Origin of the sequence: Streptomyces sp. NPDC008086 (assembly GCF_042957325.1) — a bacterium.
Lineage (GTDB): Bacteria > Actinomycetota > Actinomycetes > Streptomycetales > Streptomycetaceae > Streptomyces.
On the sequence record NZ_JBIBIA010000008.1, the window covers coordinates 137418 to 163243 of the forward strand.

Here is a 25826-nt window from a genome sequence, read left to right on the forward strand (position 1 = left end):
ACTCCCACGGCGGGGCGGTGGACGCCGATGCCCGGTAGCCGTACGGGACGACCCCCCGTCCAGCGCGCCGTTCGGCGCCCCGTCGCCCCCCGGCCGTCGTCGCACGACAACGCCGTACGGCGGCTCTACCTCCGGCTGAACCGGGCGTGGGACCGGCCGCTGACCGCGTACTACCTGATCCTCGGCGGCAGCCTGCTGATCACCGTGCTGGGTCTGGTGATGGTCTACTCGGCCTCCCAGATCACCGCCCTGCAGATGTCGCTGCCGGGCTCGTACTTCTTCCGCAAGCAGCTGCTGGCCGCGGTGATCGGCGCCGGTCTGCTGTTCGCGGCCTCGCGGATGCCGGTGAAGCTGCACCGCGCGCTGGCCTACCCGATCCTGGCGGGCGCCGTCTTCCTGATGGCGCTGGTGCAGGTCCCCGGGATAGGAGTCGCGGTCAACGGCAACCAGAACTGGATCGCCCTCGGCGGCTCCTTCCAGATCCAGCCCAGCGAGTTCGGCAAGCTCGCGCTGGTGCTGTGGGGCGCGGACCTGATCGCCCGCAAAGAGGACAAGAAGCTGCTGACCCAGTGGAAGCACATGCTGGTGCCGCTCGTGCCGGTCGCCTTCATGCTGCTCGGACTGATCATGCTCGGCGGCGACATGGGTACGGCGATCATCCTGTCGGCGATCCTGTTCGGCCTGCTGTGGCTGGCCGGGGCCCCGACCCGGCTGTTCGTGGGGGTCCTGTCGATCGCGGGTCTGATCGGCCTGCTCCTGATCAAGACCAGCCAGAACCGCATGGCCCGCCTGCAGTGCCTGGGCGCCACCGAACCGCGCAGCGGCGCGGTCGACTGCTGGCAGGCCGTGCACGGCATCTACGCGCTCGCCTCGGGCGGAATCTTCGGCTCCGGGCTCGGAGCGAGCGTGGAGAAATGGGGCCAACTACCCGAAGCCCACACCGACTTCATCTTCGCCGTCACCGGTGAGGAACTGGGCCTGGCGGGGACGCTGTCGGTGCTCGCCCTGTTCGCGGCTCTAGGCTATGCGGGTATCCGCGTGGCCGGACGCACGGAGGACCGCTTCGTCAGGTATGCCGCGGGAGGTGTGACCACCTGGATCACCGCGCAAGCCGTGATCAACATCGGTGCGGTGCTCGGCCTGCTGCCGATCGCCGGAGTCCCCCTCCCGCTGTTCTCCTACGGAGGATCCGCCCTGCTGCCGACCATGTTCGCCATCGGGCTGCTGATCGCGTTCGCGCGCGACGAGCCCGCTGCGCGGGCAGCGCTTTCCGTGCGGCAACCCCGCTTTGGTAGAAAGCGTGCGGGAGGCGCCGGCTCCGGCCGGGCGCCTCGGAGATGGAACACGATGCGACGGCGTGCCTCGGCGGCGCGCTCGTCCGGAGAGCGGTGAATTTCGGTGCATGTCGTACTCGCCGGTGGGGGGACCGCCGGCCACATCGAGCCCGCGCTCGCCCTCGCGGACGCCCTGCGCAGGCAGGACCCGACCGTGGGTATCACGGCCCTGGGCACGGAGCGCGGCCTGGAGACCAAGCTCGTCCCGCAGCGGGGCTATGAGCTCGCGCTGATCCCCGCCGTGCCGCTGCCCCGCAAGCCCACGCCCGAACTGATCACCGTCCCGGGCCGGCTGCGCGGCACGATCAAGGCGACCGAGCAGATCCTGGAGCGCACCAAGGCGGACGCCGTCGTCGGCTTCGGCGGCTATGTCGCCCTGCCCGGCTACCTCGCCGCCAAGCGCCTCGGGGTGCCGATCATCATCCACGAGGCCAACGCCCGCCCCGGCCTCGCCAACAAGATCGGTTCGCGCTACGCCGCCCAGGTCGCCGTCTCCACCCCGGACAGCAAGCTCCGCAACTCGCGCTACATCGGCATCCCGCTGCGCCGGACCATCGCCACCCTCGACCGGGCCGCCGTCCGCCCCGAGGCCCGCGCCGCGTTCGGCCTCGACCCGAACCTGCCCACACTGCTGGTGTCCGGCGGCTCGCAGGGCGCCCGCCGCCTCAACGAGGTCGTCCAGCAGGTCGCGCCCTGGCTCCAGCAGGCCGGAATCCAGATCCTGCACGCGGTCGGTCCGAAGAACGAACTGCCGCAGGTGCACCAGATGCCGGGAATGCCCCCGTACATCCCGGTACCGTACGTGGACCGGATGGACCTCGCGTACGCCGCGGCCGACATGATGCTCTGCCGCGCGGGCGCGATGACCGTCGCCGAACTCTCCGCCGTCGGACTCCCGGCCGCCTACGTCCCGCTGCCCATCGGCAACGGCGAACAGCGGCTCAACGCCCAGCCGGTGGTCAAGGCCGGCGGCGGACTGCTGGTCGACGACGCGGAGCTCACGCCCGAGTGGGTGCAGCAGAACGTCCTGCCCGTGCTCGCCGACCCGCACCGGCTGTACGAGATGTCCCGCGCCGCAAGCGAGTTCGGCCGCCGGGACGCCGACGACCTGCTCGTCGGCATGGTGTACGAGGCGATCGCCTCGCACCGACGCCAGTAACGCATCGGCGAGTGAGCCGAAGGGGCGCGTCGGTGTCGAGAGGTCGAGCGCGCGGAGGCCCGAAGGGCTGAGCACGGTCGGGCTCTCGACACCGACACGTGGCGCCCCGGAGGTGAACGAGCCACGAAAGGAGTGCGCGTGGCCGGACCGACGACCGCGGAGCGCGGTGAACGCCAGCAGGAGTCGTCCGACCCGCCCCTCGCCCGGCGATTGAGGCCGACTCCGAGACTTCGTACGATCATCATTCTTCTTGTGGTGCTCGTCCTCCTCGGTGCGGGCTCCGTGTGGCTGCTGTACGGCTCCAAATGGCTGCGCGTCGAGCGCGTATCGGTCTCCGGGACCCGGGTTCTGACGCCCGAACAGGTCCAGGAGGTGGCCGACGTCCCCGTGGGCGCGCCGCTGATTTCCGTCGACACCGACGCGATTGGGGCGCGACTGCGCCAGGAATTGCCCCGAATTGACGTGGTTGACGTGGTTCGCTCCTGGCCGCATGGAATCAGCCTTAAAGTGGCGGAGCGTACTCCGGTTCTGATTGTCCAAAAGGACGGAAAGTTCGTCGAAGTGGACAAGGAAGGCGTCCGTTTCGCCACGGTTTCTCAGCCTCCGAAAGGCGTTCCCGCGCTCGAATTGACGGTGTCCCGGTCGAGCTCCGCCGCCGCGAGCCTGCGCCGCTTCGGGGAGAGCCGTCTGGTGCGGGAGGCGGTGCGCGTCGCCCGGGCCCTTCCCGACGCCGTCGCACGCGACACTCAGGTCGTCAAGGTCCGTTCCTACGACGACATCTCACTGGTCCTGACCGGCGGGACGACCGTCGCCTGGGGGAGTGGCGAGAAGGGGGCCGCGAAGGCCCGCACACTCACCGCTCTCATGAAAGCCTCGCCGGATGCGCGGTACTTCGACGTCAGCGTTCCCACCGCGCCTGCGTCAGCCGGGAGTTGACGCACATCCGCGCAGGCCAGCACCCTGGTTGGGCAGCGACACGGCTGATCACATAGGGTGAAAAGAAAAACGGGAGGTTCGGCGTGTTCGTTGAACGTGCGCCACTTGTCGACTTAGTGTCCTGTTCAGAAGACTTCAAGGAACAGACACACTGGTAACCCTAAACTTCAGGGTTAGGGTTCGGGTCGGCGCTACGGACCGTCCCATTCGGCATCAGTCGCGGTTCACGAAGCACAGCCTCTCGTGATCCGACGACCCGTAACTCGAGGCGAGAGGCCTTCGACGTGGCAGCACCGCAGAACTACCTCGCAGTCATCAAAGTCATCGGTGTCGGCGGCGGTGGTGTCAATGCCATCAACCGGATGATCGAGGTCGGTCTCAAGGGCGTCGAGTTCATCGCCATCAACACCGACGCGCAAGCTCTGTTGATGAGCGACGCCGACGTCAAGCTCGACGTCGGCCGTGAACTCACCCGCGGACTCGGCGCCGGAGCCAACCCGGCCGTCGGCCGCAAGGCCGCCGAGGACCACCGCGAGGAGATCGAGGAGGTCCTCAAGGGGGCCGACATGGTCTTCGTGACGGCCGGTGAAGGCGGCGGCACCGGCACCGGCGGCGCGCCCGTCGTGGCCAACATCGCCCGCTCCCTGGGTGCCCTCACCATCGGTGTGGTCACCCGCCCGTTCACCTTCGAGGGACGGCGCCGCGCCAACCAGGCCGAGGACGGCATCGCCGAACTCCGCGAAGAGGTCGACACCCTCATCGTCATCCCGAACGACCGGCTGCTGTCCATCTCGGACCGCCAGGTCTCGGTCCTCGACGCCTTCAAGTCGGCCGACCAGGTCCTGCTCTCCGGTGTCCAGGGCATCACCGACCTCATCACCACCCCCGGCCTCATCAACCTCGACTTCGCGGACGTCAAGTCGGTCATGTCCGAGGCCGGTTCGGCCCTCATGGGCATCGGCTCGGCCCGCGGCGACGACCGCGCGGTGGCCGCGGCCGAGATGGCGATCTCCTCGCCGCTGCTGGAAGCCTCCATCGACGGCGCCCGCGGCGTGTTGCTCTCCATCTCCGGTGGCTCCGACCTCGGTCTGTTCGAGATCAACGAGGCCGCCCAGCTGGTCAGCGAGGCCGCCCACCCCGAGGCCAACATCATCTTCGGCGCGGTCATCGACGACGCCCTCGGCGACGAGGTCCGGGTCACCGTGATCGCGGCCGGCTTCGACGGGGGCCAGCCGCCGGCCCGCCGGGACAACGTCCTCGGGTCGACCTCGTCGTCGTCCTCCTCCTCTTCTTCCTCGGCCCCGGCCCGCCGTGAGGAGCCCGCTCCGGCACGGCCGGCCGAGAGCCGCCCGTCCTTCGGCTCGCTCGGCAGCGTCACGCCGAAGGAGGAGCCCGAGACCGCGCCCGAGCCGGTGAACGACATCCCGGTCGCCCCGCCGGTCCCGCCGTCGCGGACCTACGCCGACAGTGCGGCGGAGGAGCTGGACGTTCCGGACTTCCTTAAGTGATCCTGCAGACGTGATAGGACAGCGCGACACCGTGAGCGGCGCGCACTTCGCCTTCACCGACCGGTGGGGCGGGGTGAGCGCCGCTCCGTATGAGGAGCTCAACCTCGGCGGAGCGGTCGGCGACGACCCCGAAGCCGTACGGACCAACCGCGAACTCGCCGCCAAGTCCCTGGGGCTCGGCCCGGACGAGGTCGTCTGGATGAACCAGGTGCACGGGGCGGACGTCGTCGTGGTCGACGGACCATGGTGTGATCGCCCGGTGCCGGAGGTCGACGCGATCGTCACGGTGCGGCGGGGGCTGGTCCTCGCCGTGCTCACCGCCGACTGTGTGCCGGTCCTGCTGGCGGACCCCGTCGCCGGGGTCGTCGGCGCGGCCCACGCGGGGCGGCCCGGCATGATCGCCGGGGTCGTCCCGGCCACGCTACGCGCGATGACGGAACTGGGCGCCGACCCCGCCCGGATCGTCGCCCGCACCGGCCCCGCCGTCTGCGGACGGTGTTACGAGGTGCCCGAGGCGATGCGCGCCGAAGTGACCGCCGTGGAGCCGGCGGCGTACGCCGAGACGAGTTGGCACACGCCCGCGGTCGACGTGGCCGCCGGAGTGCACGCCCAGCTCGGGCGCCTCGGGGTGCGCGACCGGGAGCAGTCGCCGGTCTGCACGCTGGAGTCGCGCGACCACTTCTCGTACCGCCGCGACCGCACCACCGGTCGGCTCGCGGGTTATGTATGGCTGGACTGAATGGACATGACGGACCGTAAGGACGAACTCGCCGCGAACCTGGCGAAGGTGGAGGACCGCATCGCCGCGGCGTGTGCGGCGGCCGGGCGCGCCCGCGAGGAGGTGACCCTGATCGTGGTCACCAAGACCTATCCCGCGAGCGATGTACGGATGCTGTCGGAACTCGGTGTGCGCCATGTCGCCGAGAACCGCGACCAGGACGCGGCACCGAAGGCCGCCGAATGCTCGGATCTGCCCCTTGCGTGGCATTTTGTCGGCCAGCTGCAGACCAACAAAGTGCGATCTGTGGTCGGTTACGCGGATCTCGTGCAGTCCGTCGATCGTTCCAAGCTGGTGACGGCCCTGTCGAAGGAAGCCGTACGGCAGGAGCGCGAGGTCGGCTGTCTGGTCCAGGTGGCGCTGGACGCGGGCGACAGCGAGAGGGGTGAGAGGGGTGGTGTGGCGCCCGGCGGGATCGAGGAGTTGGCCGACCTGGTCGCGCATGCCCCCGGGCTCCGGCTCGACGGACTCATGACCGTCGCCCCGCTCGGCGGGGAGTACGCGGGGCGCCAACGGGCGGCTTTCGAGCGGTTGATGGATTTGTCGACGGACCTGCGCCGAGCTCATCCGGCTGCGAACATGGTCTCGGCAGGGATGAGTGCAGACCTCGAAGAGGCCGTGGCGGCCGGTGCGACACATGTGCGCGTCGGCACTGCGGTACTCGGAGTCCGCCCCAGGCTCGGGTAACGTCGCCAGGAAGTCGGACCACAGTAGAAAATATGGTCAATATCGCCGAAAGGCGGGCGTAACGACCGCGTGGATCGCGGGCACTTGGCAGTCGATCCACCACAGAGCGGAGGACTCAGAGCATGGCCGGCGCGATGCGCAAGATGGCGGTCTACCTCGGCCTCGTGGAGGACGATGGGTACGACGGCCGGGGGTTCGACCCCGATGACGACTTCGAGCCCGAGCTGGACCCGGAGCCCGAGCGGGACCATCGACGGCATGAGCCGTCCCACCAGTCGCACAGTGCACACCAGTCCCAAAGGGACGAAGAGGTGCGAATCGTACAGCCGCCCGCGCCGCGTGAACCCGTGGCCCGATCGACTTCGCTACCCGCGGAATCCGGCCGCCCGGCGCGCATCGCGCCCGTGGCGTCCATCACACAAGAACGCGCAAGCCTGGAGAAGAACGCACCGGTGATCATGCCCAAGGTCGTGTCGGAACGAGAGCCGTACCGGATCACCACACTTCACCCGCGGACCTACAACGAGGCCCGTACCATCGGGGAACACTTCCGTGAAGGCACCCCGGTGATCATGAATCTGACTGAGATGGATGACACAGACGCGAAGCGACTTGTCGACTTTGCGGCTGGTTTGGTGTTTGGTCTTCACGGCAGCATCGAGCGGGTGACGCAGAAGGTGTTCCTGTTGTCGCCTGCTAACGTCGATGTCACGGCGGAGGACAAGGCCCGTATCGCAGAGGGCGGGTTCTTCAACCAGAGCTGAGACGCACCACCGGAAACAAACGCACGAATCAGGGAACAGGGGAGAGGGAAGCACCAGTCATGAGCGTGGTCTTGCAGGTTCTCTACATCGCGCTGATGGTCTTCCTCATCGTGCTCATCTTCCGGTTGGTCATGGACTACGTCTTCCAGTTCGCCCGCTCGTGGCAACCCGGCAAGGCGATGGTGGTCGTTCTGGAGGCCACCTACACTGTCACTGATCCACCGCTCAAGCTTCTGCGGCGGGTCATCCCGCCGCTGCGTCTCGGGGGCGTGGCGCTCGACCTGTCCTTCTTCGTACTGATGATCATCGTCTACATCCTGATCACGCTCGTGCGGAGCGCGATGTGAGCGATGTGACAGATACGGTCTTGCCGACTGCCGACGACAACGTTGAGGTGAAGAGATGCCGTTGACCCCCGAGGACGTGCGGAACAAGCAGTTCACGACCGTCCGCCTCCGAGAAGGCTATGACGAGGACGAGGTCGATGCCTTCCTCGATGAGGTCGAAGCCGAACTGACGCGACTGCTCCGCGAGAACGAGGACCTGCGCGCCAAACTGGCCGCGGCCACGCGTGCCGCCGCGCAGAACCAGCAGAACATGCGCAAGCCTCCGGAGGGTCCCGGCGGTCCGCAGGACCAGCAGCAGGGCGGCATGCCTCAGCAGGGCATGCGCGGTCCCGGCGCTCCTGTACCCGCCGGCATATCGGGCCCGCCGCAGCAGCAGATGGGCGGCCCCATGGGAGGCCCGCCCCAGCTGCCCAGCGGTGCTCCGCAGCTGCCCGCCGGTCCCGGCGGTCAGGGTGGCCCGCAGGGTCCCGGTCCAATGGGCCAGGGTCCGGGGCCGATGGGCCAGCCCCCGATGCAGCAGCAGATGGGTGGCCCGATGGGCGGTCCGATGGGTGGCCCCGGCCCCATGGGCGGCCCGGGTCAGGGTGGTCCCGGTGGCGACAGTGCCGCCCGTGTCCTCTCGCTGGCCCAGCAGACCGCCGACCAGGCGATCGCCGAGGCTCGTTCCGAGGCCAACAAGATCGTCGGCGAGGCGCGTTCGCGTGCCGAGGGTCTTGAGCGTGACGCTCGTGCCAAGGCTGACGCCCTGGAGCGGGACGCGCAGGAGAAGCACCGTGTCGCGATGGGCTCCCTGGAGTCCGCCCGCGCCACGCTGGAGCGCAAGGTCGAGGACCTGCGCGGCTTCGAGCGCGAGTACCGCACGCGGCTGAAGTCCTACCTCGAGTCGCAGCTGCGCCAGCTGGAGACCCAGGCGGACGACTCGCTCGCCCCGCCGCGGACCCCGGCCACGGCGTCCCTCCCGCCGTCCCCGGCGCCCTCCATGGCACCGGCCGGCGCGAGCGCCCCGTCGTACGGAGGCAACCAGACGATGGGCGGCGCCCCGTCTCCGGCTGCTCCGTCCTACGGCGGTCAGCAGCAGATGTCCCCGGCAATGACCCAGCCCATGGCGCCGGTCCGGCCGCAGGGCCCGGGCCCGATGGGCCAGGCCCCGTCGCCGATGCGCGGGTTCCTCATCGACGAGGACGACAACTGACGGTTGGTAGTACGCCGTAGGCGTCGGCAGCGTTCAGGGCGGGGCCCCGGATTTCGATCCGGGGCCCCGCCCTTGTGCTACGCGTGTTTCACGGAGTTTGCGGTGTTTGTTCGGGCATCGGATGCGGTGTCCGACGTACACAACGCCGAAGGCCCGGGCCGGCCAAGATTTTTGGCGGCCCGGGCCTTCGACGCGCGCGGGGAGTGTGACTACGCCTTGCGCAGGCGGAACGTCAGGGTCAGGCCCTCGTCCTCGAACGGGGAGCCGTAGCTGTCGTCCGCCTCGCCCTGGGCGAAGTCCGTGGCGAGGACCTCGTCGGCGATGAGCTCGGCGTGCTCAACCAGCGCCGCGACGGTCGCCGGGTCGGTCGCCGTCCAGCGCAGGGCGATCCGGTCGGCCACGTCGAGGCCGCTGTTCTTGCGGGCCTCCTGGATCAGACGGATCGCGTCACGGGCCAGGCCCGCGCGGCGCAGCTCCTCCGTGATCTCCAGGTCCAGGGCGACCGTCGCGCCCGAGTCGGACGCCACCGACCAGCCCTCGCGGGGGGTCTCCGTGATGATCACCTCGTCCGGAGCGAGGGTGATCGTCTCACCGCCGACCTCCACCGACGCCGTGCCCTCGCGCAGGGCCAGGGACAGCGCCGCGGCGTCCGCGTCGGCCACGGCCTTGGCCACGTCCTGGACGCGCTTGCCGAATCGCTTGCCCAGGGCGCGGAAGTTGGCCTTGGCGGTGGTGTCCACCAGGCTGCCGCCGACCTCGGACAGCGACGCCAGAGAGGAGACGTTCAGCTCTTCCGTGATCTGCGCGTGCAGTTCGCGGTCGAGAGAATCGAAGCCCGTCGCCGCCACCAGCGCACGGGACAGCGGCTGACGCGTCTTCACGCCCGACTCCGCGCGCGTGGCACGGCCCAGCTCGACCAGTCGGCGGACCAGGACCATCTGCCTGGACAGCTCCGGGTCGATCGCGGACAGGTCCGCCTCCGGCCAGGACGCCAGGTGCACCGACTCCGGCGCGTCCGGGGACACCGGGACGATCAGGTCCTGCCAGACCCGCTCGGTGATGAACGGGGTCAGCGGGGCCATCAGCTTGGTGACCGTCTCGACGACCTCGTGCAGGGTGCGCAGCGCCGCCTTGTCGCCCTGCCAGAAGCGGCGCCGCGAGCGGCGGACGTACCAGTTCGACAGGTCGTCGACGAACGCCGAGAGCAGCTTGCCGGCGCGCTGGGTGTCGTACGCCTCCAGGGACTGGGTCACCTGGTCGGTCAGCGCGTGCAGCTCGGACAGCAGCCAGCGGTCCAGGACCGGGCGGTCGGCCGGGGCCGGGTCGGCGGCGGACGGCGCCCAGTTCGACGTACGGGCGTACAGGGCCTGGAAGGCGACCGTGTTCCAGTACGTGAGGAGGGTCTTGCGGACGACCTCCTGGATCGTGCCGTGGCCCACGCGGCGTGCCGCCCATGGGGAGCCGCCGGCCGCCATGAACCAGCGCACCGCGTCTGCGCCGTGCCGGTCCATCAGCGGGATCGGGTCCAGGGTGTTGCCCAGGTGCTTGGACATCTTGCGGCCGTCCTCGGCCAGGATGTGGCCGAGGCAGACGACGTTCTCGTACGACGACTGGTCGAAGACGAGCGTGCCGACCGCCATCAGCGTGTAGAACCAGCCGCGCGTCTGGTCGATGGCCTCGCTGATGAACTGCGCCGGGTAGCGGCTCTCGAAGAGCTCCTTGTTCTTGTGCGGGTAGCCCCACTGCGCGAACGGCATCGAGCCCGAGTCGTACCAGGCGTCGATGACCTCGGGCACGCGCGTGGCCGTCTTGCCGCAGCCGTCCTTCGGGCAGGCGAAGGTGACGTCGTCGATGTACGGGCGGTGCGGGTCCAGCCCGGACTGGTCGGTGCCCGTCAGCTCGGACAGCTCCGCGCGGGAGCCGACGCAGGTGAGGTGGTCGTCCTCGCAGCGCCAGATCGGCAGCGGGGTGCCCCAGTAGCGGTTGCGGGACAGCGCCCAGTCGATGTTGTTCTGCAGCCAGTCGCCGAAGCGGCCGTGCTTCACCGTCTCCGGGAACCAGTTGGTCTTCTCGTTCTCCTGGAGGAGGCGGTCCTTGACGGCGGTGGTGCGGATGTACCAGGACGGCTGCGCGTAGTAGAGCAGCGCGGTGTGGCAGCGCCAGCAGTGCGGGTAGCTGTGCTCGTACGCGATGTGCTTGAAGAGGCGGCCGCGCTGCTGGAGGTCCTCGGTGAGCTTTTCGTCGGCCTTCTTGAAGAAGACGCCGCCGACCAGCGGGACGTCCTCCTCGAAGGTGCCGTCCGGGCGGACCGGGTTCACGACGGGCAGGTCGTAGGCGCGGCAGACCTTGAGGTCGTCCTCACCGAAGGCGGGGGACTGGTGGACCAGACCCGTGCCGTCCTCGGTGGTGACGTACTCGGCGTTGACCACGTAGTGGGCGGGCGCCGGGAACTCGACCAGCTCGAACGGGCGCTCGTACGTCCAGCGCTCCATCTCGGCGCCGGTGAAGGACTGGCCGGTGGTCTCCCAGCCCTCGCCGAGGGCCTTGGCGATGAGCGGCTCGGCGACGACGAGCTTCTCTTCGCCGTTGGTCGCGACGACGTAGGTGACGTCGGGGTGGGCGGCCACGGCCGTGTTGGACACGAGGGTCCAGGGAGTGGTCGTCCACACCAGGAGCGCGGCCTCGCCGGCGAGCGGGCCGGACGTGAGCGGGAAGCGGACGTACACGGACGGGTCCACGACCGTCTCGTAGCCCTGGGCCAGCTCGTGGTCGGACAGACCGGTGCCGCAGCGGGGACACCAGGGGGCGACGCGGTGGTCCTGGACCAGCAGGCCCTTGTTGAAGATCTCCTTGAGCGACCACCAGACGGACTCGATGTACTCGGGCTCCATCGTGACGTAGGCGTCGTTCAGGTCGACCCAGTAGCCCATACGGTTCGTGAGGGCCTCGAAGGCGTCGGTGTGGCGCAGCACGGACTCGCGGCACTTGGCGTTGAAGTCGGCGATGCCGAACGCCTCGATGTCCTTCTTGCCGCTGAAGCCGAGCTCCTTCTCGACGGTCAGCTCGACCGGGAGGCCGTGACAGTCCCAGCCGGCCTTGCGGGCCACGTGGTAGCCGCGCATGGTGCGAAAGCGGGGGAAGACGTCCTTGAAGACGCGGGCCTCGATGTGGTGGGCGCCGGGCATGCCGTTGGCGGTGGGCGGGCCCTCGTAGAAGACCCACTCGGGGCGGCCCTCGGACTGCTCCAGGCTCTTGGCGAAGATCTTCTGCTCGCGCCAGAAGTCGAGCACGGCGTGCTCGAGGGCGGGCAGGTCGACCTGGGCGGGTACCTGGCGGTACATCGGCGTTGTCATCAGCGGGCTTCCTCCGGCGGACTTGCTGCCTTCCGTCCGGAGGGACGAGAGCCGTGTGTTTCCGTACGCCGGTTTCGGCGCGCTCCCGCGGTACCACCCTCCTTGGCCCTCCGACGCGGGGTGTGCGTCGACGAGCCCCCTCATTGGGGTCGCGAGCCGGTTCTACTGGCCGCTGCCGTTCGGCTGCGGCTTTCTTCCGGCGGCTCCGGGGTGATCTTCACGTCGCGCTCACCCCCGGGCTTCCACCGTCCCCGGGTCGCTCTGGGCTGCGTACGCCGCTACTCGTCCCCATCCACGCTTTTCGCTCCGCCCAGTGTACGGCGCCCCGGGGACAGCGGCCGACCGGTTTTCGGTGGCCGAGGGTCGCGGTGTCGGCTCGGCCGGGGTGACCCGAATGGCGCGGTACGCCTGTTCGGATTCTGGGACGTCCGGCTCGATTGCATACACGGCGGGGAGCTGGGCACAACGGTTGCAGGTCTCCCGCGTGGCATGCGCGAGGCGGGCGAATCGGGCGGTGTGCCCCGTTGCCGCGGGACTCAAGTCGATTTATCGTCCCAGCACGATTCGCGAGCAAGATCACAATATGTGAAGGGGCCGCGGCATGGTGGCGAAGAAGACCGCCGTACAGCAGTCGGCGTCGGGTAGATCCATCCATGCGAGGGCCTCCGGCGGAGTGGGGGCGGACGCCTCCGGAGGGGTGGGTGTGGGGGCCTCTGGTGGTGCGCGTGGTTTCCGGGGTGGGGGTGTGTCGGCGGGGGCCAGGGTTTCAGGTGGGGCCGGTGTGTCGGTGGGCCCAGGGGGCTCTGGTGGTGGGGGTGTCGGCGTCTCCGGTGGTGCGGCTGCGGCGGGTGGTGCGGGGGCTTCCGGTGGTGCGGCCAAGGACGCGGGTGGGAAGAAGAAGAGTGCGCAGGGGAGTGCGGCGGGGGCGCGGGATGGGAAGCCGGTGAAGGCGGTGCGAAGGGCTGACAAGGCGGCGGGCGGCAAGACCGGGGCTTCTGCGGCGGGCGGGAAGGCTGCCGCTCACAAGGCGGGCGTGGGGAGCGCGGCCGTATCGAAGACCGCGGCCAAGAAGGGCGACGACCGGAATTCCCCGGCGAGGAAGGCGGCGGCCAAGGGGAGCGCGGCGAAGGCTGCCGCTAGGAAGGGCGCCGACGGGAAGGGCGTGGAGGCCGCGGCCAAGAAGGGCACGGCAAAGGAAGCGGCGGCGGCAAGGACGGCGGTGGCTGAGGAAGGTGCCGCCAAGGAGGGCACAGCCAAGGAGGGTGCTGCCAAGAAGGTGGCTGCGAAGGTGGCCGTAGGGAAGGAAGCTGCTGGTCGGAAGGCCTCTGGGAAGAAGGCGGCCGGTGGTCAGGGGGCGGCGGCCGAGGTGAGGGCAGTCGAGGAGGGGGCGGTTCAGAAGGGGGCGGCAGGCAAGGGCACCGCCAGGGTGAGCGCCCCGGGGAAGAGCGGGGCCGCACTGAGCGGTACGGGGAAGGGTTCGGCGAAGAAGAGCGCGGCCAAAGTGAGCGCTGCGGGGAAAGGCTCGGCGGCCAGGAGCGTGACCGAGGTGTGCGGTGTGGAGAAGGGCTCGGCTGGGAAGAGCGGGGCCGGACTGAGTGGTGCGGGGAAGGGCTCGGCTGGGAAGAGTGGGGCCGGACTGAGTGGTGCGGGGAGGGGCTCGGCGACGAAGGGGGAAGTGGGGAAGGAGGCGGCTGCGGAGGGATCCGTCGCGAAAGGGGCGGCTAAGAAGGGCTCCGCTGCCGGAGAGGTAGTCAAGGGCAGGGCGGGGCGTGGGGGGCGGGCGGCTGGGGTCGCCGAGGGTAGGGCCAAGAAGGCGGGCGCGGCGCGGGCCGCGGAGCAGACGGGAGCCACGACGGTGGTTGCGAAGAAGACTCCTGGCACGGCCACGGCGGCCAAGACCGCCGTTCCCAAGGCACGCCTCGCCGCGGTGGAGCCCGGCGAACTCCCGGTGCGCCCCGGTGAGGACCCCTGGACCCCGGAGGAGGTCGAGGAGGCGCGGGCCGAGCTGCAGGCCGAGGAGACGCGGCTGCGCGAGGAGATCACCTCCTCCGAGCAGTCCCTCGTCGGCCTGATGCGGGACTCCGGGGACGGCGCCGGCGACGACCAGGCCGACACCGGCGCCAAGAACATCACGCGCGAGCACGAGCTGGCGCTCGCCGCCAACGCGCGCGAGATGCTCACCCAGACCGAACGCGCCCTGGAGCGGCTCGACGCGGGCACCTACGGCCTCTGCGAGAACTGCGGCAACCCGATCGGCAAGGCACGGATGCAGGCCTTCCCCCGCGCGACCCTGTGCGTCGAGTGCAAACAGAAGCAAGAACGCCGGTACTGACCGGTAGGCGGGTGCCCCCGGACGTGTCGTACTCTCGTCCTCAGTCAGGTACCTAGGTTGAGGGACTCACGTGGCAGAGGCGGAGCGCATCATCGGTACGCCGGATACCCCAGAGGCGGCGGGAGCCGAGCCGGAGCAGGCCGCCGGGCACGCGAACGACCCCGCGGCCGAGCGGCCCCGGGGCAGGCGCAGGATCGCTGTGCTGTTCGGCGTCGCCGTGTTCGCGTACGCCCTCGACCTGATCAGCAAGATGCTCGTGGTCGCCAAGCTGGAGCACCACCCGCCGATCGAGATCATCGGTGACTGGCTGAAGTTCGAGGCGATCCGCAACGCGGGCGCGGCCTTCGGCTTCGGCGAGGCCTTCACCGTGATCTTCACGGTGATCGCGGCGGCCGTGATCGTGGTGATCGCCCGGCTCGCCCGCAAGCTCTACAGCCTGCCGTGGGCCATCGCGCTCGGCCTGCTGCTCGGCGGCGCCCTCGGCAACCTCACCGACCGGATCTTCCGTTCGCCGGGCGTCTTCGAGGGTGCGGTCGTGGACTTCATCGCGCCCAAGCACTTCGCCGTGTTCAACCTGGCCGACTCGGCGATCGTGTGCGGCGGCATCCTGATCGTGCTGCTGTCGTTCAAGGGGCTGGACCCCGACGGGACCGTCCACAAGGACTGAGCCCGCGAGGGGCCGGGAGGAGTTGTCCACAGGCTCCGTACGGGGGTGTCCCGCCCGTCCGGCATACTCGACGGGTGAGCACGATTCCCGAGATCCGTACCCTGCCCGTGCCCGACGGCCTGGAGGGCGAGCGCGTCGACGCCGCCATCTCCCGCATGTTCGGCTTCTCCAGGACCAAGGCGGCCGAGCTGGCCGGGGCGGGCAAGGTCCAGGTCGACGGCACCGTGGTCGGCAAGTCCGAGCGGGTCCATGGCGGGGCCTGGCTGGAGGTCGAGATGCCGGGCGCGCCAGCGCCGGTGCAGATCGTCGCCGAGCCGGTCGAGGGCATGGAGATCGTGCACGACGACGATGACGTGGTCGTGATCGTCAAGCCCGTCGGGGTCGCCGCCCATCCGTCGCCGGGCTGGTCCGGGCCGACCGTCATCGGCGGGCTGGCCGCCGCCGGGTACCGGATCTCGACGTCCGGTGCGGCCGAGCGCCAGGGCATCGTGCACCGGCTCGACGTCGGCACCTCCGGGCTGATGGTCGTCGCCAAGTCCGAGTACGCGTACACGTCGCTCAAGCGCCAGTTCAAGGAGCGCACGGTCGACAAGCGGTACCACACCCTCGTCCAGGGCCACCCCGACCCGACCAGCGGCACCATCGACGCCCCCATCGGCCGCCACCCGAACCACGACTACAAGTGGGCGGTCACCGCCGAGGGCAAGCCGTCGATCACGCACTACGACCTGATCGAGGCGTTCCGCGCGGCCTCGCTGCTCGATGTGAAGCTGGAGACCGGCCGCACCCACCAGATCCGCGTCCACATGGCCGCCCACCGCCACCCCTGCGTCGGCGACCTGACCTACGGCGCCGACCCGACGCTCGCCAAGCGGCTCCGCCTCACCCGCCAGTGGCTGCACGCCGTGCGGCTCGGCTTCGAGCACCCGGGGGACGGGCAGTGGGTCGAGTTCGAGAGCGACTATCCGGCCGACCTCCAGAAGGCCCTGGACCAGGTCCGCGAGGAGACGTACGCGTGACGTCGCCGTCGCCGTCCACGTCGTACGCGCTGCGCGTCGCCGAGGACCCCGCCGACCGCGAGGCCTGCTTCGCGGTGCGCAAGGAGGTCTTCGTCGTCGAGCAGGGCGTCCCGCAGGAGATCGAGTACGACGCCTACGACGCCGGGGCCGTGCATGTGCTGGCCGTCCGGGAGGACGGACTGCCGCTCGGGACCGGGCGGCTGCTGTACGGCGAGGCGGCCGCGGCGAAGGTCGACGGCGAGGCGCCGGTGGGCTCGCTGGGGCGGCTCGCGGTGACGCGGGCGGCGCGCGGCCTCGGGGTCGGCGCGGCCCTGGTGCGGGCCATAGAGGACGCGGCACGCGCGCGTGGGCTCGAGGCCGTGGACCTGCACGCGCAGACCCACGCCCTCGGGTTCTACGAGCGGCTGGGATACGTGGCGTACGGTCCGGAGTTCCCCGACGCGGGGATACCGCACCGGGCGATGCGGCGCGCTCTGTAGCCGAGGGCCCGTAAGCGCTGGTGGGAAAGCCGGCGTGACAGGCTGGAGACCTGTTGTGTGGACGTCGACCCTCCCGGAGCGCTGACCGTGGATCAGTTGGCCCTGTTGTTCGTGTTGTTGCTCGGGGCCGTGGTGAGCGTCCCGGTGGGGGACCGGCTGGGGCTGCCGGCGCCGGTGCTGATGACGCTGCTCGGGATCGTGCTCGCACTGCTCGAGTTCGTGCCGAACGTCGAGGTGCCGCCGGACCTGATCCTGCCGCTGCTGCTGCCGCCCCTGCTCTACGCCGCCGTACGACGGACCTCCTGGCGGCAGTTCGCGGCGAATGTGCGCCCCATCTTCCTGCTGGCCGTGGCGCTGGTGTTCGTCACGACGCTCTGCGTGGCCGCGACCGCCCACGCGATCGTGCCGGGGCTGCCGATCGCGGCCGCCGTGGCCCTCGGCGCGCTCGTCGCGCCGCCCGATCCGGTCGCGGCGACCGCCGTGGCCGGCCAACTCGGGCTGCCGCGGCGGCTGGTGTCCATCCTGGAGGGCGAGGGGCTCTTCAACGACGTGACGGCCATCGTGCTCTACCACGTGGCCATCGCCGCCGCCGTGAGCGGCACCTTCTCGCCCTGGCAGGCCGGACTCGACCTGGTGCTCTCCGCCGTCGTGGCGCTGGCAGCAGGGCTCGCGCTCGGCTGGGGCGCCAACAAGCTCATGGATCTGCTCGGGGACCCGACCCTGCAGATCGGGCTCTCGCTGCTGGTGCCGTACGCCTCGTACGTGCTGGCCGAGGAGCTCCACGGCTCCGGCGTGCTCGCCGTGCTCATCACCGCCCTGTTCCTCGCCGAGTACGCCACCGACGCCGACGACGTGATGACGCGGCTCGCCGGGCACACCTTCTGGGACATCGTCGACACGCTGGTCACCGGTGTCGCCTTCGGCCTGATCGGGCTCGAACTGCACAACGCGGTGCGCACGGCGTCCGGGCGGTGGGGCGAGATGCTCACCTGGGCGGCCGCGGTGGTCGGTGTCGTCGTACTCGTGCGACTGCTGTATCTGCTCCCGGCGACCTGGCTCACCAAACGGATGCACGCCAAGCGGGATGTCGACGAGGAGATCCCGATGAGCTGGCGCGAGACGGTCGTGATGTGGTGGTCCGGGATGCGCGGCGTGGCGTCCGTGGCACTGGCGCTCGCCGTTCCGCTGGAGACCGACTCGGGCGCGCCCTTCCCCGACCGGGACGAGATCGTCTTCATCGCGTTCGGCGTGATCATGGCGACGCTCGTGCTGCAAGGACTGACCCTGCCGTGGCTGGTGAAGCGGCTCGGTGTGGAGGCCGACAGCGAGCGGGAGAAGGAGTTCGAGAAGCAGCTGGCGGTGCGGGCGGCGCGGGCGGCGAAGCGGAGGCTGAAGGAGATCGAGGCCGTCGAGGAGCTGCCCGAGGAGCTGTCCGAGCAGATGCTGCGGCGGGCGTTCGAGATCGGGGTGCGGATCAGCCCGGAGATGGGCGAGGAGGAGCGCAGGGAGGCGCATCAGCAGCGGGTGCGTCGGCTGAAGCGGGTGCGGCGGATCCAGGGCGAGCTGCTGAGTGCGGCGCGGCACGAGGTGCTGGCGGCCCGCAGCGAGCCGGGGGCCAATCCTGAGGTGGTGGACCGGGTGCTGCGGCATTTGGACGTGCGCAGTCTCAGGTGATTTGACCGTCGACGGTGGCCCCTTCGTATGATCTGATCATGGCTCGCAACGTTGTCATCAGTGGAGGCGGTACGGGAATCGGGCTCGCGGCGGCACAGCTGTTCGCGGCGGACGGGGACCGGGTGCTGCTGCTCGGCAGACGCCCCGAGGTGCTGGAGCAGGCGGGTGTGCCCGGCGCCCTCACCTACGCGGCCGACCTGAGCAGGCCGAGCGGCGTGCGCGGCGTGGAGCAGTTCGTGGCACGGGAGTTCGGCACCGTGGACGTGCTGATCCACGGTGCCGGCGGCTCCGGGTACCTGGAGCCCAAGGTGGAGAGCGACGAGCCGCTCGACGTGGTTCTGCACAACTGGACCCTCAACTTCGGCCTCAACACCCTGACCGCGGCCCTGCTCACCGAGGCCCTGAAGGACCGGCTCGCCGACCCCGGCGGGCGGGTGCTGTTCATCGGCTCCATCGCCGGTTTCCGGGGCTCGGGCAGCGGGGCGTATGCCGCCTCCAAGGCTGCGCTGCATCCGTACGCCCATGATCTGGCCCGGCAGTTGGGGCCGCGCGGGATCACTGTGAACGTGGTCGCGCCCGGGTACATCGAGGACACCGAGTTCTTCGGCGACGGGATGGACGAGGAGCGGCGCGCCCGGCTGGTGGCGGAGACCTCGACCGGCCGGGCCGGTACGCCCGGGGACGTGGCCGCCACCCTGCACTGGCTGGCGTCCCACGCCGCCGGGCACATCACCTCGCAGATCATCCAGGTCAACGGCGGGGCGGAGCGCGGCCACTGAGCGCTCCGCGGTTGTGCCGGGGGGTTGTGCCGCGGGTTGTTGTCGTTCGTCTGCTGCGCCGTTGTGGCTGGGCGCGCAGTTCCCCGCGCCCCTAGGGGTGCTGCCGCGGCCCTGGTCAGAGGCGGTCGGGGCGCTGTGGTGGTAGGTGGTCGTGCTGGTGGGCGCGTCGGGCCGGGACGCGGCCGGGCAAGCCACCGGGCACGGGGTAGCCGGGTGGCAGGGCCGCGTCCGCGGCGTTGACGCGCGGGAGTGCGTACGGGTGCTCCTCGGCCAGCCAGCCGATGAGCTGCTCGCGTACCGCGACCCGGACCGTCCACAGGTCGTCCGCGTCCTTCGCCGTCACCAGGGCCCGCACCTCCATGGTGCTCGGCGTCGAGTCCGTGACGACCAGGCCGTAGTCGCGGCCGTCCCACGCCGGGCACGCGCGCAGGACGTCACGCAGCTTCTCGCGCATCTTCTCCATCGGCGCCGAGTGGTCGACGTGGAGGAAGACGGTGCCGGTCATCTGGGCGCCGCCGCGCGACCAGTTCTCGAAGGCCTTCGAGGTGAAGTACGACACCGGCATCGTGATCCGCCGCTCGTCCCAGGTCCGCACCGTCAGGAACGTCAGCGTGATCTCCTCGACGGTGCCCCACTCGCCGTCCACGACCACCGTGTCCCCGAGGCGCACCATGTCGCCGAAGGCGATCTGGAACCCGGCGAACATATTGCTCAGCGTGGACTGGGCGGCCACACCGGCGACGATGCCGAGGATGCCGGCCGAGGCCAGCAGCGAGGCGCCGGCCGCGCGGAACGCCGGGAACGTCAGCAGCATCGCGGCGACGGCCACCACGCCGACGACCGCCGACACCACGCGCATGATCAGCGTCACCTGGGTGCGCACCCGTCGGACCCGGGCCGCGTCTCGGTGGACGCGGGCGTAGCGGCTGTACGAGGTCTCCACGATCGCCGCCGCGATCCGGATCGCCAGCCAGGCCGTCGCCCCGATCAGCACCAGCGTCAGCACCCGGCCGACAGCGCCCCGGTGCTCGGGCAGCAGATCGGCCTCGTGGTACGACGCTCTGAGCAGGGCCGTGCACAGGACGAGCTGATAGGGGATGCGGCTGCGGCGCAGCAGCCCCCACAGCGGGGTCTCACTGTGCCGGTCGTCGGCCTTGCGCATCAGACGGTCGGTGGCCCACCCGATGATCAGGGTGAGCAGCACCGAGCCGCCGATCACGATCAGCGGTCGGAGTATGTTCTCCATCCCCCGAACGTAACCAGCCGAGGGGGGTCATGAACATGTGCGTGGGTGAGGCGGTGGTCACGGCGTTGTCGTACCCGGCTGGCACCATGGCCTCATGAACATCGTGCTCTTTCACTCGACCTATGGCCTCAGGCCCGCGGTGCGCCGGGCCGCGGACCGGCTGCGCGCCGCCGGACACGAGGTGTGGACGCCGGACCTCTTCGAGGGACGTACGTTCGAGACGGTCGAGGAGGGCATGGAGTTCAACGACTCGATCGGCAAGGACGAGCTGCTGAAGCGGGCCGTGCTCGCCGCCGCGCCCTACTCGGAGCGAGGCCTCGTGTACGCCGGGTTCTCGCTCGGCGCCTCCGTCGCCCAGACTCTCGCGCTCGGCGACGAGAAGGCCCGCGGCCTGCTGCTTCTGCACGGCACCTCGGACATCGCGGCGACCGCCTCGGTGGACGAGCTGCCGGTGCAGCTGCATGTCGCCGAGCCGGACCCGTTCGAGACGGACGACTGGCTGAGCGCCTGGTATCTCCAGATGGGCAGAGCGGGCGCCGACGTGGAGGTGTACAGATACGCCGGAGCTGGCCACCTCTACACCGACCCCGACCTCCCGGACTACGACGAGGAGGCCGCCGAGGCCACCTGGCGGGTGGCGCTCGGCTTCCTCGAGACCCTCTAGGAGCCGTCAGACCGGGTCGTACGTCCGCTCGACCTTCTGCGTGCCACTGCGGGTGCGGTACGAACGGGCCCAGGAGGCGGTCGCGTTCTGCCTCGCCTTGTCGGACAGGACGTAGTAGTCCATCTGCGCGCGCTCGGCCGTGATGTCGAGGACGCCGTAGCCATGGCGGTCGGTGTCGACCCAGTGGACGTGGCGGTTGGCGGCCTTGATGATCGGCGCGGCGATGGCGGAGACCGTGCCCTCGGGGACCTTCACGATGTCGTCGAGGTTGTCGGAGGTCACCGAGGTGACGACGAACTCCGTGGCGGCGGAGGCCGACAGCGGGTAGGTGCCGGCGTCCACGGGCACGTCGTTGGCCCACGCCATGTGGATGTCGCCGGTCAGGAACACCGTGTTGCGGATCGCGTTCGAACGCAGGTGGGCGAGGAGTTCGCGGCGGTCGTCCGTGTAGCCGTCCCACTGGTCGGGGTTGAGGGCGAGGCCCTCCTGCGGCAGGCCCATCAGCTTGGCGAGGGGCTTCAGCAGGTCCGCGGTGAGGGAACCGATCGCGAACGGGGAGATCATCACCGAGTTGCCGACCAGCCGCCAGGTGGTGTCGGAGGACTTCAGCCCCGCCTTCAGCCAGTCCAGTTGGGCCCGCCCGGTGAGCGTACGGTCCGGGTCGTCGACCTCGCCGTTGCCGACCTTGACCTGCTGCGAGCGGAAGGAGCGCAGGTCCAGCAGCGAGAGGTCGGCGAGCTTGCCGAAGCGCAGCCGGCGGTAGGTGGTGCCGGCGACGGCCGGGCGCACCGGCATCCACTCGAAGTAGGCCTGCTTGGCGGCGTCCCGGCGTGCGGCCCAGCTGCCCTCGGCGCCCTCGGCGTGGTTCTCGGCGCCGCCCGACCAGGCGTCGTTGGCGATCTCGTGGTCGTCCCAGATCGCGATGACGGGAGCCTTGGTGTGCAGGGCCTGAAGGTCCGGGTCCGTCTTGTACTTGCCGTGCCGGATTCGGTAGTCGGCGAGGGTGAGGATCTCGTGGGTGGGCGCGGTCTGCCGTACGACGGTGCCGCGGGTGCCGTACTCGCCGGTGCCGTACTCGTAGATGTAGTCACCGAGATGCAGCCAGGCGTCCAGGTCGCCGCGGGCCGCGAGATGGCGGTACGCGGAGAAGTAGCCGCCCTCCCAGTTGGCGCACGAGACGACACCGAAGCGCAGGCCCGTGACGGACGCGGTCGCCGCCGGCGCGGTGCGGGTACGCGCCGCCGGGGAGTCCACGGCGCCGGCCGAGAAGCGGAACCAGTAGTCGGTGGCCGGCTCCAGGCCGCGTATGTCCGCCTTGACGGTGTGGTCGGAGGCGGCGGTCGCGGTGGTCGAGCCTTTGGCGACGATGTTCGTCAGCGCCTTGTCCTTGGCGACGATCCAGCTGACCTCGGTGTCCGGACCGAGTCCGGAGCCGGGAGTCGCCTCGGGCGTCGGCGTCACCCGGGTCCACAGCAGGATGCCGTCGGGCAGCGGGTCGCCGGAGGCGACGCCGTGCAGGAAGGCGGGGGCCGCGTCGGCGGCGCCGGCGGGCAGCGCGGCCGCGAGCGGGCCGGCCAGGACAGCCGTCGCCGCCGCGGCCTTGACGACCGTACGGCGGCGCGGGGCAAGGGAGTTGAGTCGCTCGTCGAGTCGCTCGGAAGATCTGTGTCGATTGGTCACGAGCGATCAGGTTACTGATCGGTATGAACGAGAGCGGGCGAACCGGTGAAAGTTCGCCCGCTCTTTGTGCGAAGGCCGCCTTCGGGACCCTCTGGTCGCCTTACGGCCGACGTCAGCCCTTGAGGGCCGCGTCCACCGCCTTGGTGAACTCCTCCGCCGTCCACCCCGTGTTGGGGTTGGAGGTCTTGAGCTGCTTGCCGTCCATGACGAAGCTCGGGGTGCCCGTCACGCCGTCCTTGTTGGTGTCGAAGGTCTTCGACATGGCCAGCGCCCAGGCGTCGTACGTGCCCTTCTTCACCGCGTTCTGGAACTTGGTGTTGTTCTTCAGGGCGGGGACGGAGTCGGCGATCTCGATCAGGTAGTCGTCGTCCTTGAACTTGTCGTCGGACTCCTCCGGGTGGTACTTCGCCGAGTACAGCGCGGTCTTGTACTCGAGGAACGCCTCCGGGCTCACGTTCAGCGCGGCGCCCATGGCGCTCATCGCGTTCTTGGAGCCCTCGCCGCGGGCTCCGATCTCGTTGTCCTTCATCTGGTCGCCGTCGAGGAAGGTACCGCCGACGAACTGGATCTTGTACTTGCCGGCCTCGACGTCCTTGTCGACGACAGAGCCGGCGGCCTGCTCGAACGAGGCGCAGATGGGACAGCGCGGGTCCTCGTAGATCTTGAGGGTCTTCTTGGCGCTGTCCTTGCCGATGACGACGGTTGTGCCGTTGGTGCCGGAGGTGTTGGCCGGCGCGACGACCTTGGCGTCCGTCATCGACTCCCAGTGGCTGGGCTTGTTGGCCTGGACGATCGCGTAGCCGATGCCGCCGGCCGCCGCCAGGACGCCGACGACCGAGCAGGCGACGATGATCTGCCGCCTGACCTTGGCCCGCTTGGCCTCGCGCTCACGCTCGGCGCGCAGCCGCTCCCGGGCCGCCGACTTCGCCGCCTGGCTGTTCCGCTTGCTCATCTTGGTGATCTCCATGGGGACACGCACACCTGTGTGTGCGGGATACGTATCGGGAGGTGGTGGTGCTCGAAATGCCGGGCGCGTGTGATCGGTGACGGCGCCGTCGGTTCAACGGTGCGGTCGGTTCACACGAGGGCGGGTGAGCACGGGGGGCCACGCCGTCCCAGGGAGTGCGCGAGGAGCAGGTTGCGGGCGCCGGCCGTACGGCGGGCGGGGCGCGGCAGCCGACGGACCGGTGCGGTCCGGCGGACCGTCACCGCGGCGACCGCCAGCAGCAGCGGGCGGAACGTCGTCGCGGCCACGGCCCGCACCAGCTGCTCCAGCGCCCGCTCGCCGCGCCGCAGCCAGGCGGCGGCGACGAGGCCGACGCCGATGTGCGCGCCGAGCAGCAGCCAGGCGGTGGCCGGGTCGGCGTGCGCGAGAAGACCGCCGAGCTTGTCGGGGTCGGTGCCGGTGACCTGGGCCAGCGGGGCGCCGACCCGGGTGCCGTCGCCGCACAGCACGTCCCAGCCGACCGAGGCCAGCGGGCCGGCGACCGGTCCGCCCGCCCTGCCGTAACAGACGTGCTGGCCGGTGGTCAGGATCGTGTCGGCGGCCAGTTCCAGCGGGATCAGCAGGGCGGCGATCCGCCCGAAGCTCCGTTCGCGGCCGGCCAGGGCGTACGCCAGGACGAACACGGCGGCCGCGAGCAGCGCCACCGTGTTCAACGGCAGGGGTGCCCGCGACAGCAGCACGTGCGACGCGGTGCTGAGCGTCACGACGAGTGACGTGAACAGCGCCGCGCGTACGGCTCGTAGCTGGGTCCCGGATATGTCCATAGCGGAGGAGAGTGTGTCACGTGGTCCTGTAAGAGACCCCTAAAGGGTGCCTGTGAGCGGCCGGGGAACGCCGGTGAGCGACCTTTCCGTCACAGACCCGGAATCCGGCCGTTGCGGAACAGGTCCACGAAGATCTGGTGGTCCATACGCGCGCGTGCGCCGTAGTCGTGGGCGAAGGACACCAGGAGCTCCGCGAAGCCGTCCTCGTCGGCCGCGATGGCCGCGTCGATGGCCCGCTCCGTGGAGAACGGCACCAGGGACTCGCCGGAGGTGTCGTCCGCCGCCGCGTGCATGGTGGCCGTGGCCCGGCCGAGGTCGGCGACGACCGCCGCGATCTCCTCCGGGTCGTCGATGTCGCCCCAGTCCAGATCCACCGCGTACGGCGAGACCTCGGCGACCAGCTGGCCCGAGCCGTCGAGCTCGGTCCAGCCCAGCCACGGGTCGGCGTTGGCCTGCAGGGCGCGCTGGGAGATCACCGTGCGGTGGCCCTCGTGCTGGAAGTAGTCGTGCAGCGCCTGGTCCGTGATGTGCCGGGAGACGGCCGGGGTCTGGGCCTGCTTGATGTAGATCACCACGTCGTTCTCGAGGGCGTCGGTGTGACCCTCCAGCAGGATGTTGTACGACGGCAGCCCGGCCGAGCCGATGCCGATGCCGCGGCGGCCGACCACGTCCTTCACCCGGTACGAGTCCGGGCGGGCCAGCGAGGCGTCCGGCAGGGTCTCCAGGTAGCCGTCGAAGGCGGCGAGCACCTTGTAGCGCGTGGCCGCGTCCAGCTCGATGGAGCCGCCGCCCCCGGCGAAGCGGCGCTCGAAGTCGCGGATCTCGGTCATCGACTCCAGCAGCCCGAAGCGGGTCAGCGCGCGGGCGTCGCGCAGCGCGTCCAGCAGCGGGCCCTGCGCGGTGTCCAGGGTGAACGGCGGCACCTCGTCGCTCTTGGCGCCGGTCGCCAGGGCGTGCACGCGCTCGCGGTAGGCGGCCGCGTAGATCCGCACCAGCTCGGTGATCTGCTCGTCGCCGAGGGCCTTCGCGTACCCGATGAGGGCGATCGAGGCGGCGAAGCGCTTGAGGTCCCAGGTGAAGGGGCCGACGTAGGCCTCGTCGAAGTCGTTGACGTTGAAGATCAGCCGGCCGTTGGCGTCCATGTACGTGCCGAAGTTCTCCGCGTGCAGGTCGCCGTGGATCCACACGCGCGAGGTGCGCTCGTCGAGGAACGGGCCGCCCCGCTTCTCGGCGTCGAGGTCGTGGTAGAAGAGGCACGCCGTGCCGCGGTAGAACGCGAAGGCCGAGGCCGCCATCTTCCGGAACTTCACGCGGAACGCGGCCGGGTCGGCGGCCAGGAGCTCGCCGAAGGCGGTCTCGAAGACGGCGAGGATCTCGTCGCCGCGCTGCTCGTCGTTGAGCTGGGGGACCGACATCGCTGGGTGCCTCCTGGTGCATGTGTACGACAGCGTTTCTGTC

At 70.2% G+C, this 25826-nt stretch carries 22 protein-coding genes; 16 read left to right on the forward strand and 6 right to left on the reverse strand.

The annotated features are described in order from the left end of the window. Positions 1-27 precede the first annotated feature (27 nt). The 9 genes from ftsW (at position 28) to ACFZBP_RS28105 (ending at position 8705) form a co-directional block, all read left to right on the forward strand. Positions 28-1392, forward strand: a complete 1365-nt coding sequence (gene ftsW, locus ACFZBP_RS28065) for a putative lipid II flippase FtsW (RefSeq protein ID WP_383444588.1) — start codon at positions 28-30, stop codon at positions 1390-1392. A 6-nt stretch (positions 1393-1398) separates the two neighbouring features. Beyond that, positions 1399-2493, forward strand: coding sequence for an undecaprenyldiphospho-muramoylpentapeptide beta-N-acetylglucosaminyltransferase (gene murG / locus ACFZBP_RS28070; RefSeq protein ID WP_359053239.1), 1095 nt, complete (start codon positions 1399-1401; stop codon positions 2491-2493). 138 nt (positions 2494-2631) lie between these two features. Further along, the gene (locus ACFZBP_RS28075) at positions 2632-3429 is read left to right on the forward strand and encodes an FtsQ-type POTRA domain-containing protein (RefSeq protein WP_391417113.1); all 798 of its coding nucleotides are present in this window, start codon (positions 2632-2634) and stop codon (positions 3427-3429) included. A 284-nt stretch (positions 3430-3713) separates the two neighbouring features. Further along, entirely contained in the window at positions 3714-4937 is a 1224-nt protein-coding gene (gene ftsZ, locus ACFZBP_RS28080; protein WP_383444594.1) for a cell division protein FtsZ, read from the forward strand. Positions 4938-4947: 10 nt separating this feature from the next. Further along, positions 4948-5676, forward strand: coding sequence for a peptidoglycan editing factor PgeF (gene pgeF, locus ACFZBP_RS28085; protein ID WP_391417116.1), 729 nt, complete (start codon positions 4948-4950; stop codon positions 5674-5676). 6 nt (positions 5677-5682) lie between these two features. Beyond that, complete coding sequence (locus tag ACFZBP_RS28090; RefSeq protein WP_391417118.1) at positions 5683-6402, forward strand: YggS family pyridoxal phosphate-dependent enzyme; 720 nt, start codon at positions 5683-5685, stop codon at positions 6400-6402. A 122-nt stretch (positions 6403-6524) separates the two neighbouring features. After that, positions 6525-7166 carry a cell division protein SepF gene (locus tag ACFZBP_RS28095; RefSeq protein ID WP_030049252.1) on the forward strand — a complete coding sequence of 214 codons (642 nt, stop codon included), beginning with the start codon at positions 6525-6527 and terminating at the stop codon, positions 7164-7166. Positions 7167-7225: 59 nt separating this feature from the next. Next, positions 7226-7513, forward strand: coding sequence for a YggT family protein (locus tag ACFZBP_RS28100; RefSeq protein WP_004001943.1), 288 nt, complete (start codon positions 7226-7228; stop codon positions 7511-7513). A gap of 55 nt (positions 7514-7568) precedes the next feature. Next, positions 7569-8705 carry a DivIVA domain-containing protein gene (locus ACFZBP_RS28105; protein WP_383444606.1) on the forward strand — a complete coding sequence of 379 codons (1137 nt, stop codon included), beginning with the start codon at positions 7569-7571 and terminating at the stop codon, positions 8703-8705. Positions 8706-8914: 209 nt separating this feature from the next. Here ACFZBP_RS28105 and ileS read toward each other — a convergent pair whose 3' ends face one another. After that, complete coding sequence (ileS, locus tag ACFZBP_RS28110) at positions 8915-12058, reverse strand: isoleucine--tRNA ligase (protein WP_391417122.1); 3144 nt, start codon at positions 12056-12058, stop codon at positions 8915-8917. Between the two features lie 601 nt (positions 12059-12659). Between ileS and ACFZBP_RS28115 the strand changes: the two genes are divergently transcribed. From ACFZBP_RS28115 to ACFZBP_RS28140, 6 genes are all read left to right on the forward strand, one after another. Next, positions 12660-14390, forward strand: a complete 1731-nt coding sequence (locus tag ACFZBP_RS28115) for a TraR/DksA C4-type zinc finger protein (protein WP_391417124.1) — start codon at positions 12660-12662, stop codon at positions 14388-14390. 70 nt (positions 14391-14460) lie between these two features. Then, complete coding sequence (lspA, locus tag ACFZBP_RS28120; RefSeq protein ID WP_391417126.1) at positions 14461-15057, forward strand: signal peptidase II; 597 nt, start codon at positions 14461-14463, stop codon at positions 15055-15057. A gap of 74 nt (positions 15058-15131) precedes the next feature. Further along, positions 15132-16076 (forward strand): RluA family pseudouridine synthase, encoded by a 945-nt coding sequence (locus tag ACFZBP_RS28125; RefSeq protein ID WP_391417128.1) that lies wholly within the window; start codon positions 15132-15134, stop codon positions 16074-16076. Then, entirely contained in the window at positions 16073-16555 is a 483-nt protein-coding gene (locus ACFZBP_RS28130; RefSeq protein WP_391417130.1) for a GNAT family N-acetyltransferase, read from the forward strand. The genes ACFZBP_RS28125 and ACFZBP_RS28130 overlap by 4 nt, the downstream gene beginning before the upstream one ends. Positions 16556-16642: 87 nt before the next feature. Continuing rightward, positions 16643-18229: a Na+/H+ antiporter gene (locus ACFZBP_RS28135; RefSeq protein WP_383445682.1), complete on the forward strand. Its 1587-nt coding sequence runs from the start codon at positions 16643-16645 to the stop codon at positions 18227-18229. A 38-nt stretch (positions 18230-18267) separates the two neighbouring features. Beyond that, positions 18268-19008, forward strand: coding sequence for an SDR family oxidoreductase (locus tag ACFZBP_RS28140; protein ID WP_391417132.1), 741 nt, complete (start codon positions 18268-18270; stop codon positions 19006-19008). A 115-nt stretch (positions 19009-19123) separates the two neighbouring features. Here ACFZBP_RS28140 and ACFZBP_RS28145 read toward each other — a convergent pair whose 3' ends face one another. Beyond that, complete coding sequence (locus tag ACFZBP_RS28145) at positions 19124-20254, reverse strand: mechanosensitive ion channel domain-containing protein (protein WP_391417134.1); 1131 nt, start codon at positions 20252-20254, stop codon at positions 19124-19126. 94 nt (positions 20255-20348) lie between these two features. Here ACFZBP_RS28145 and ACFZBP_RS28150 point away from each other — a divergent pair, with 94 nt between their 5' ends. Further along, positions 20349-20918: a dienelactone hydrolase family protein gene (locus ACFZBP_RS28150; protein ID WP_383444633.1), complete on the forward strand. Its 570-nt coding sequence runs from the start codon at positions 20349-20351 to the stop codon at positions 20916-20918. A gap of 6 nt (positions 20919-20924) precedes the next feature. Here ACFZBP_RS28150 and ACFZBP_RS28155 read toward each other — a convergent pair whose 3' ends face one another. The 4 genes from ACFZBP_RS28155 to ACFZBP_RS28170 form a co-directional block, all read right to left on the reverse strand. Further along, the gene (locus ACFZBP_RS28155) at positions 20925-22598 is read right to left on the reverse strand and encodes an alkaline phosphatase D family protein (protein ID WP_391417136.1); all 1674 of its coding nucleotides are present in this window, start codon (positions 22596-22598) and stop codon (positions 20925-20927) included. Positions 22599-22710: 112 nt separating this feature from the next. Further along, positions 22711-23550, reverse strand: coding sequence for a thioredoxin domain-containing protein (locus tag ACFZBP_RS28160; RefSeq protein ID WP_383445685.1), 840 nt, complete (start codon positions 23548-23550; stop codon positions 22711-22713). A 125-nt stretch (positions 23551-23675) separates the two neighbouring features. Further along, positions 23676-24368 carry a hypothetical protein gene (locus ACFZBP_RS28165; protein ID WP_391417138.1) on the reverse strand — a complete coding sequence of 231 codons (693 nt, stop codon included), beginning with the start codon at positions 24366-24368 and terminating at the stop codon, positions 23676-23678. Between the two features lie 89 nt (positions 24369-24457). Continuing rightward, the gene (locus ACFZBP_RS28170) at positions 24458-25783 is read right to left on the reverse strand and encodes a DUF2252 domain-containing protein (protein ID WP_383444642.1); all 1326 of its coding nucleotides are present in this window, start codon (positions 25781-25783) and stop codon (positions 24458-24460) included. Positions 25784-25826 lie beyond the last annotated feature (43 nt).